The following is a 256-nucleotide window of genomic DNA, read 5'->3' as shown; positions in this document are numbered from 1 at the left end:
CCGGCGAGGGAGACTCTCCTGAGAGCCACCATGCATTCCAATGACAACGAGTCGTCCTTCCGCTCCACCCCTCGCCCCCACCTCGGCTGGCATAAGCCCAAGCGGATTCTGGTGGGGTCGCTGATCTACAACGACGAAAGTCCGCAGCCCGGCGACCCGATCATCCCCTGCATCAAACTGCGTGGCATGTGGATGTCCGAGGCCGGCATCGCACCTGGAACCCGTTTGACGGTGGAGATGTATGACGGCGCCATCC

The 256-nt window shown here is 62.5% G+C and carries 1 protein-coding gene; it reads left to right on the top strand.

Translation table 11 applies throughout. The annotated features are described in order from the left end of the window. Positions 1 to 30 precede the first annotated feature (30 nt). Positions 31 to 256: hypothetical protein (locus ACQG3P_RS20515; protein WP_426806073.1), on the top strand; the 226-nt coding region annotated here is incomplete at its 3' end.

This window comes from Stenotrophomonas sp. SrG (assembly GCF_050031795.1).
In the GTDB taxonomy this organism is placed as follows: domain Bacteria; phylum Pseudomonadota; class Gammaproteobacteria; order Xanthomonadales; family Xanthomonadaceae; genus Stenotrophomonas; species Stenotrophomonas rhizophila_A.
The sequence above is the reverse complement of the archived record's forward strand: the minus strand, read 5'-3'. Positions and strand labels throughout refer to the sequence as shown.